General features: G+C 43.6%; 1 pseudogene. It reads right to left on the bottom strand.

Going from position 1 to position 511, the window contains the following annotated elements:
* Window positions 1-115: 115 nt before the first annotated feature.
* Window positions 116-511 (bottom strand): annotated as a pseudogene (locus ROSEINA2194_RS07980) (hypothetical protein); the annotation flags it as partial.

Below are 511 nucleotides of genomic sequence, written 5' to 3'. Positions count from 1 at the left end.
CTTGATGGAAAGGTTCACGTTAATCCCGGCTTTCAGCCAGTCGGTTACCTTTACTTCCACATTACTGCGCAAAGTCTCACGGCGCAATGAGGAATCGTCCATGATTCCCTCTGTATCATAATGTCCAAAATGAAATGTAGTAGTTGATACCTTCGGAACCGCCAACCACATTTACATCGTATTGTTGGGTAGGAGCTGCATCTCCGAAGAAGACATCCGCCCAGTCTGTAGATATACCATTATCTATATAGAACTTCTTCCGTTTTTGAAATGTAGTGTCGTATGCTTTTCCCGGATCTAGCATTTCCTGCAGGTTAAGCCATTGTTCGGTGTTCATCATCTCTATATTATCTCCTGTCATTTTCGACCAGCCATATTGTGCATTGATACTAACACGGGCCTTCTGTCCCATTTTTCCTTTCTTGCTAGTCATTATCACGACTCCGTTAGCAGCACGGGAGCCATATATAGCTGTTGAAGAGGCATCTTTCAATACCGTCATGCTTTCGAT

This window comes from Roseburia inulinivorans DSM 16841 (assembly GCF_000174195.1).
GTDB classification, from domain to species: domain Bacteria; phylum Bacillota; class Clostridia; order Lachnospirales; family Lachnospiraceae; genus Roseburia; species Roseburia inulinivorans.
Note: the sequence above shows the minus strand (reverse complement) of the source record. Positions and strands in the feature narration are given on the sequence as shown.